We start from the raw sequence: 7,727 nt of genomic DNA on the forward strand, positions 1-7,727 counted from the left end.
CGAGCCGCGGAGCGGCGAAAGGGGGGAAAGGGGCGCAGCCCCATCACACCCGGCCCTGACATTCCGGCGCGGCAACGTCCCCGAGTACGCCGACTCGGACAACCCCCGACAGAAACCTCCACCCCTACGGTGGACCCCGTACAGCCGAACCAGAACCAAACCGCGGAAGGGCCGGGATTCTCATGACTTCCATCCACGCCTTCTGGCTCGCCGGTCGCCAGACCACCGGTGAGACCACGCTCGACGTCACCTCGCCCTGGGACGGGCGCCTCGTCGGCAAGGCGGCCGTGCCCACCGACGCCCAGGTCGAGGAGGCCGTCGCCGCCGCCTACGCGGTGCGCGACGAGTTCGCCGCGACCCCCGCGCACGTCCGCGCCGCCGCCCTCGACCACGTGAGCCGCCGCCTCGTCGAGCGCACCGAGGAGATCGCGCAGCTCATCTCCGCCGAGAACGGCAAGCCGATCAAGTGGGCGCGCGGCGAGGTCGGCCGCGCCGTGTCGGTGTTCCGCTTCGCGGCCGAGGAGGCCCGCCGGTTCAACGGCGGCGAGGCCCAGCGCCTGGACACCGACGCCGGCGGCCAGGGCCGGCTCGCCTTCACGCGCCGCTTCCCCAAGGGCGTCGTCCTCGGCATCGCGCCGTTCAACTTCCCGCTGAACCTGTGCGCCCACAAGATCGCCCCGGCCATCGCCGTCGGCACGCCGATCATCCTCAAGCCCGCCCCGGCGACCCCGCTCAGCGGACTCCTCATCGGCGAACTCCTTGCCGAGACCGACCTGCCCGCCGGGTCGTGGTCCGTGCTGCCCGTCGCCAACGACAAGATGCCCGCCCTGGTCCAGGACGAGCGCCTGCCGGTGGTCTCCTTCACCGGCTCCGAGCAGGTCGGCTACGCGATCATGGACTCGGTGCCGCGCAAGCACTGCACCCTGGAGCTGGGCGGCAACGGCGCCGCCGTCGTCCTCGGCGACTTCTCCTCCGAGGCCGACCTCGACTGGGTCGCCGCGCGCGTCGCGACCTTCTCCAACTACCAGGGCGGCCAGTCCTGCATCTCCGTACAGCGGGTCATCGCCGACGCGTCCGTGTACGACCGGCTCGTACCGAAGATCGTCAAGGCTGTCGAGGGCCAGGTCACCGGTGACCCGTCCGACCCGAAGACCGACGTCGGCCCGCTCGTGAGCGAGGACGCGGCCAAGCGGGTGGAGTCCTGGGTCGACGAGGCCGTCCGGGCCGGCGCCCAGCTCCTGACCGGCGGCAAGCGCGACGGCGCCGCGTACGCGCCGACCGTCCTCACCGACGTGCCGGCCGACACCACCCTCGCCTGCGAGGAGGTCTTCGGTCCGGTCATGACGGTGACGAAGGCCGACGGCGAGCAGGCCGCGTTCGACGCCGTCAACGACTCCAAGTACGGCCTCCAGGCGGGCGTGTTCACCCACGACCTCCAGGCCGCCTTCCGCGCCCACCGCGCCCTCGAGGTCGGCGGCGTCGTCATCGGCGACGCGCCCTCCTACCGCGCCGACCAGATGCCGTACGGCGGCGTGAAGCAGTCCGGCGTCGGCCGCGAGGGCGTCCGCTTCGCCATGGACGACTACACGTACGAGCGCGTGATGGTCCTGACGGGCATCGAGCTGTAGCTGCCCCGCGTCACGGACGAACGGCCGGAGCCCGCTGTGCGGGGGCTCCGGCCGTTCTCGCGCATTCGCTGCGCGAGGGCTGGTGGGGATGCCCGGAATCGGGTACCAACGATCGAGTAGCACTGGTGAGTAACCATGATCCGGTTCTGCCCCGATCCAGCTAGGTCCCCCGACCCCGACTCGCGGCGAGGTGAGCCTCTTGTCCGCACCAACCACACCCCCGCCCCCTCCTTCCCCTCCTTCTGGGCCCCTGGTCACCGAGCGCGAGGCCCGGCAGGTCGCCGAGGCCGCCCGCGAGCAGGACTGGCGCAAGCCCAGCTTCGCCAAGGAGCTGTTCCTCGGGCGCTTCCGGCTCGACCTGATCCACCCGCACCCGATGCCCTCCGACGAGGCGGCGCAGCGCGGCGAGGAATTCCTGGCCAAGCTGCGCGACTTCTGCGAGACGAAGATCGACGGGGCGCGCATCGAGCGTGAGGCCCTGATCCCCGACGAGGTGATCAACGGCCTCAAGGAACTCGGCGCGCTCGGCATGAAGATCGACACCAAGTACGGCGGTCTCGGCCTCACGCAGGTGTACTACAACAAGGCGCTCGCGCTCGTCGGCTCCGCCAACCCCGCGCTCGGCGCGCTGCTCTCCGCCCATCAGTCGATCGGCGTACCGCAGCCCCTGAAGCTGTTCGGCACCCAGGAGCAGAAGGACGAGTTCCTGCCGCGCTGCGCCCGCACCGACATCTCCGCGTTCCTGCTCACCGAGCCGGACGTCGGCTCCGACCCGGCCCGCCTCGCCACGTCCGCCGTGCCGGACGGCGACGACTACGTACTCGACGGCGTGAAGCTGTGGACCACCAACGGCGTGGTCGCCGACCTGCTCGTGGTCATGGCCCGGGTGCCGAAGTCGGAGGGCCACAAGGGCGGCATCACCGCCTTCGTCGTCGAGGCCGCCTCCGAGGGCGTCACCGTGGAGAACCGCAACGCCTTCATGGGCCTGCGCGGCCTGGAGAACGGCGTCACGCGCTTCCACCGGGTGCGCGTCCCCGCCGCCCACCGCATCGGCCCCGAGGGCGCGGGCCTGAAGATCGCGCTCACCACCCTCAACACCGGCCGCCTCTCGCTGCCCGCGATGTGCGTCGGCGCCGGCAAATGGTGCCTGAAGATCGCCCGCGAGTGGTCGAGCGCGCGCGAGCAGTGGGGCAAGCCCGTCGCGTACCACGAGGCGGTCGGCTCGAAGATCTCCTTCATCGCGGCGACGACCTTCGCCTTGGAGGCGGTCCTCGATCTCTCCTCCCAGATGGCCGACGAGGACCGCAACGACATCCGCATCGAGGCCGCCCTCGCCAAGCTGTACGGCTCCGAGATGGCCTGGCTGATGGCCGACGAACTCGTCCAGATCCGCGGCGGCCGCGGCTTCGAGACCGCCGAGTCGCTCGCCGCGCGCGGCGAACGCGCCGTCCCCGCCGAGCAGATCCTGCGCGATCTGCGCATCAACCGCATCTTCGAGGGCTCGACGGAGATCATGCACCTGCTGATCGCCCGCGAGGCCGTCGACGCCCACCTGAAGGTCGCGGGAGACCTCATCGACCCGGACAAGACCCTGTCCGACAAGGCCAGGGCCGGGGCGGCCGCGGGTGCCTTCTACGCCCGCTGGCTGCCCAAGCTCGTCGCAGGCCCGGGTCAACTCCCGCGCTCGTACGCCGACTTCAACCCGGAAGGCCACCGGGACCTGTCGGGCCATCTGCGGTACGTCGAGCGCACGGCGCGCAAGCTGGCCCGCTCCACGTTCTACGCGATGTCGCGCTGGCAGGGCCGGATGGAGACCAAGCAGGGCTTCCTCGGCCGGATCGTCGACATCGGCGCGGAACTGTTCGCGATGAGCGCGGCCTGCGTACGCGCCGAACTCCTGCGCACCACCGAGGAGTACGGCCGCGAGGCGTACCAGCTCGCCGACGTCTTCTGCCGCCAGTCCCGCATCCGCGTCGAGGAACTCTTCGGCCGCCTGTGGACCAACACCGACGAACTGGACGGCAGGGTCGTCAAGGGCGTCCTGTCGGGGACGTACACCTGGCTGGAACAGGGCGTCATCGACCCGAGCGGCGACGGCCCGTGGATCGCGGACGCGACACCGGGCCCGGCACGGGGGGAGAACGTCCACCGCCCAATCCGCTGACATGGTCGGCCCGCGTCCGGCAAGGTTTTAGCCCGTCCGGCGTTTGAGGACCAGGCGTTTGAGGACGAGCCGCGAAGCGGCGATTAAGGGGGGTCCCAGGGGGCGAAGCCCCCTGGTTCGGGAAGGGGCGGGCCTGGGGCGCCCCGCGAGGGCCCGGCGCCCGGAGCCGAGAGGCGCTGTCGGATCCGGGCCCCGCTCCGGCCACAATGGGGGCATGAGCGAAAGCCCCGCACCCCTCGCCGACCCGCACCTCGTCTTCGACCCAGTCGGAACCGACGGCCCGCGGAACATCGTCGTCCTCGGCTCGACGGGCTCGATCGGCACGCAGGCCGTCGACCTCGTCCTGCGCAACCCCGACCGCTTCCGCGTCACGGCCCTGTCCGCCGCGGGCGGCCGGGTGGCCCTGCTCGCGGAGCAGGCGAGGCGGCTGCGGGTGCGGACCGTCGCGGTGGCCCGCGAGGACGTCGTGCCGGCTCTGCGCGAGGCGCTGCGGGAGGAGTACGGGGCGGGGGAGCCGCTGCCGGACATCCTCGCGGGCCCGGACGCGGCCACCGAGCTCGCCGCGAGCGACTGCCACACCGTCCTCAACGGCATCACCGGCTCCATCGGCCTGGCCCCCACGCTCGCCGCCCTGGAGGCGGGCCGGACGCTCGCCCTCGCCAACAAGGAGTCGCTGATCGTCGGCGGCCCGCTGGTCAAGGCGCTGGCCAAGCCCGGCCAGATCATCCCGGTCGACTCCGAGCACGCCGCGCTCTTCCAGGCGCTCGCCGCCGGCACCCGCGCCGACGTCCGCAAGCTCGTCGTCACCGCGTCCGGCGGCCCGTTCCGCGGCCGGACGAAGGCCGACCTGGCGGACGTCACGCCCGCCGACGCGCTCGCGCACCCGACCTGGGCGATGGGCCCGGTCATCACCGTCAACTCCGCGACCCTCGTCAACAAGGGCCTGGAGGTGATCGAGGCCCACCTCCTCTACGACATCCCCTTCGACCGCATCGAGGTCGTCGTGCACCCGCAGTCGTACGTGCACTCCATGGTCGAGTTCACCGACGGCTCCACGCTCGCCCAGGCGACGCCGCCGGACATGCGCGGCCCCATCGCCATCGGCATCGGCTGGCCCGAGCGGATCCCGGACGCGGCCCCCGCTTTCGACTGGTCCAAGGCTTCCACCTGGGAGTTCTTCCCCCTCGACACCGAGGCGTTCCCCTCGGTCGGGCTCGCCCGGCACGTCGGGGAGCTCGCGGGCACGGCCCCGGCGGTGTTCAATGCCGCCAACGAGGAATGCGTGGACGCCTTCCTGGCGGGCGCGCTGCCCTTCACCGGCATCATGGAGACCGTGACCCAGGTCGTCGCCGAACACGGCACACCGAGCGCGGGAACCTCCCTGACCGTGGCGGACGTCCTCGAAGCGGAGACCTGGGCGCGCGCCCGGGCCCGTGAACTGACGGCCACGACCACCTCGTCGGCGACGAGGAACCAGACGACCGCGGAGGCTCGTGCATGACGACCTTGATGATGATCCTCGGCATAGTCGTCTTCGTGATCGGGCTGCTGTTCTCGATCGCCTGGCACGAGCTGGGCCATCTGTCGACCGCGAAGATGTTCGGCATCCGCGTGCCCCAGTACATGGTCGGCTTCGGCCCGACGCTGTTCTCGCGCAAGAAGGGCGACACCGAGTACGGCATCAAGGCCATCCCGCTCGGCGGCTACATCCGCATGATCGGCATGTTCCCGCCGGGCCCGGACGGAAAAATAGAGGCACGCTCCACGTCGCCCTGGCGCGGCATGATCGAGGACGCGCGCTCCGCCGCCTTCGAGGAGCTCAAGCCGGGCGACGAGACCCGCCTGTTCTACACGCGCAAGCCCTGGAAGCGCGTGATCGTGATGTTCGCCGGGCCGTTCATGAACCTGATCCTGGCCGTCGTGATCTTCCTCGGCGTGATGATGACCTTCGGCATCAGTACGCAGACGACGTCGGTCGGCAAGGTCTCGGACTGCGTCATCGAGGCGAGCCAGAACCGCAACACCTGCGAGAAGGGCGACAAGCCCGCGCCCGCCAAGGCCGCGGGCCTGAAGGCGGGCGACAAGATCGTCGCCTTCCAGGGCAAGGACGTCGGCGACTGGTCGGCCCTGCAGTCGAAGATCCGCGAGACCGTCGGCCCCGCCACGCTCACCGTCGAGCGGGACGGCAAGCGCGTCGACCTGCACGCGAACCTGATCAAGAACCAGGTCAGCAAGACCGACGGCGACGGCGGCTATGTCGAGGGCAAGTACGTCTACGCCGGCTTCCTCGGCTTCACGCCCGCCTCCGGCATCGTCCAGCAGTCCTTCGGCCAGTCCGTGGACCGCATGGGCAACATGATGGAGAACGGCGTCGAGTCCATCGTGGCGCTGCCCTCGAAGATCCCCGACCTGTGGAACGCGGCCTTCGGCGACGGCGAGCGCAAGCAGGACTCGCCCATGGGCGTCGTCGGCGCGGCCCGCGTCGGCGGTGAGGTGTTCACCCTGGACATCCCGCCGCAGAACCAGGTCGCGATGATGTTGTTCCTGCTCGCCGGGTTCAACCTGTCGTTGTTCCTGTTCAACATGTTGCCCCTGCTGCCGCTGGACGGCGGGCACATCGCGGGTGCACTGTGGGAGTCGCTGCGGCGCAACGTGGCGAAGGTGTTCCGGCGTCCCGACCCCGGACCCTTCGACGTGGCGAAGCTGATGCCCGTCGCCTATGTCGTCGCCGGGATCTTCATCTGCTTCACCATCCTGGTGCTCATCGCGGATGTGGTTAACCCGGTGAGAATCTCCTAGTCACGCGATGTTTGCGGCGGTCGGCCACGATGTGTGGCCGACCGCCCTCGTATGTGCGGGCCCGCCCACCAATGGGTGGACATCGGGGCGGGATGTGCTCGCCCCGGGTGGGTTGCCGTAATCTCGAACCCGCGAATGAGCGATGTACAAGCGAACCCGCGAAGTACTGACGAAGCCGCGAAGCCCGGTGCCCGCCGAACTCGGGACCTTGATCCACACCTTGGGGATGCACGCCAGATGACTGCCGTTTCTCTCGGAATCCCGTCCGTACCGACCAAGCTGGCCGACCGCAGGGTCAGCCGCAAGATCCAGGTCGGTTCGGTGGCTGTCGGCGGGGATGCGCCGGTGTCGGTGCAGTCGATGACGACGACGCGTACGTCGGACATCGGGGCGACGTTGCAGCAGATCGCGGAGTTGACGGCGTCGGGTTGTCAGATCGTGCGTGTCGCTTGTCCGACGCAGGATGATGCGGATGCGTTGGCGGTGATCGCGCGGAAGTCGCAGATTCCGGTGATTGCGGATATTCACTTCCAGCCGAAGTATGTGTTCGCGGCGATCGATGCCGGGTGTGCGGCGGTGCGGGTGAATCCGGGGAACATCAAGCAGTTCGACGACAAGGTGAAGGAGATCGCGCGGGCGGCGAACGATGCGGGGACGCCGATCCGGATCGGTGTGAACGCCGGGTCGCTGGATCAGCGGCTGCTGGCCAAGTACGGCAAAGCCACGCCGGAGGCGCTGGTGGAGTCCGCGCTGTGGGAGGCGTCGCTCTTCGAGGAGCACGGGTTCCGGGACATCAAGATCTCGGTGAAGCACAACGATCCGGTGGTGATGGTGAATGCCTACCGGCAGTTGGCGGCCGCGTGCGACTACCCGCTGCACCTGGGGGTGACGGAGGCGGGTCCGGCGTTCCAGGGCACCATCAAGTCCGCCGTGGCCTTCGGTGCGCTGTTGAGTGAGGGCATCGGGGACACGATCCGGGTCTCGCTGTCCGCGCCGCCCGCGGAGGAGATCAAGGTCGGTATCCAGATCCTGGAGTCGCTGAATCTGCGCCAGCGCCGCCTGGAGATCGTGTCCTGTCCGTCGTGCGGTCGCGCCCAGGTGGATGTCTACAAGCTCGCCGAAGAGGTCACCGCGGG

5 protein-coding genes are annotated in these 7,727 nt (G+C 69.9%); all 5 read left to right on the forward strand.

The window, feature by feature from the left end; genetic code table 11:
• Positions 1 to 182: 182 nt before the first annotated feature.
• On the forward strand, positions 183 to 1,628 hold the full coding sequence (locus STRAU_RS28055; protein ID WP_016643794.1) for an aldehyde dehydrogenase family protein: 1,446 nt from the start codon (positions 183 to 185) through the stop codon (positions 1,626 to 1,628).
• Positions 1,629 to 1,827: 199 nt separating this feature from the next.
• Positions 1,828 to 3,792 (forward strand): acyl-CoA dehydrogenase family protein, encoded by a 1,965-nt coding sequence (locus STRAU_RS28060; RefSeq protein ID WP_037662401.1) that lies wholly within the window; start codon positions 1,828 to 1,830, stop codon positions 3,790 to 3,792.
• A 214-nt stretch (positions 3,793 to 4,006) separates the two neighbouring features.
• On the forward strand, positions 4,007 to 5,293 hold the full coding sequence (gene dxr / locus STRAU_RS28065; protein WP_016643796.1) for a 1-deoxy-D-xylulose-5-phosphate reductoisomerase: 1,287 nt from the start codon (positions 4,007 to 4,009) through the stop codon (positions 5,291 to 5,293).
• Positions 5,290 to 6,591, forward strand: coding sequence for a M50 family metallopeptidase (locus tag STRAU_RS28070; RefSeq protein ID WP_016643797.1), 1,302 nt, complete (start codon positions 5,290 to 5,292; stop codon positions 6,589 to 6,591). Before dxr ends, STRAU_RS28070 begins: the two co-directional genes overlap by 4 nt.
• Before the next feature lie 237 nt (positions 6,592 to 6,828).
• On the forward strand, positions 6,829 to 7,727 hold an 899-nt coding region (gene ispG, locus STRAU_RS28075), incomplete at its 3' end, for a flavodoxin-dependent (E)-4-hydroxy-3-methylbut-2-enyl-diphosphate synthase (RefSeq protein ID WP_037662403.1).

It is taken from the genome of Streptomyces aurantiacus JA 4570 (assembly GCF_000414115.1).
Taxonomy (GTDB): Bacteria; Actinomycetota; Actinomycetes; order Streptomycetales; family Streptomycetaceae; genus Streptomyces; species Streptomyces aurantiacus_A.

Bases quoted from the DNA above. Each gene is read 5' to 3' on its own strand.
- STRAU_RS28055 (WP_016643794.1), top strand. From the start codon at position 183: ATGACTTCCATCCACGCCTTCTGGCTCGCCGGTCGCCAGACCACCGGT.
- dxr (WP_016643796.1), top strand. From the start codon at position 4,007: ATGAGCGAAAGCCCCGCACCCCTCGCCGACCCGCACCTCGTCTTCGAC.
- STRAU_RS28070 (WP_016643797.1), top strand. From the start codon at position 5,290: ATGACGACCTTGATGATGATCCTCGGCATAGTCGTCTTCGTGATCGGG.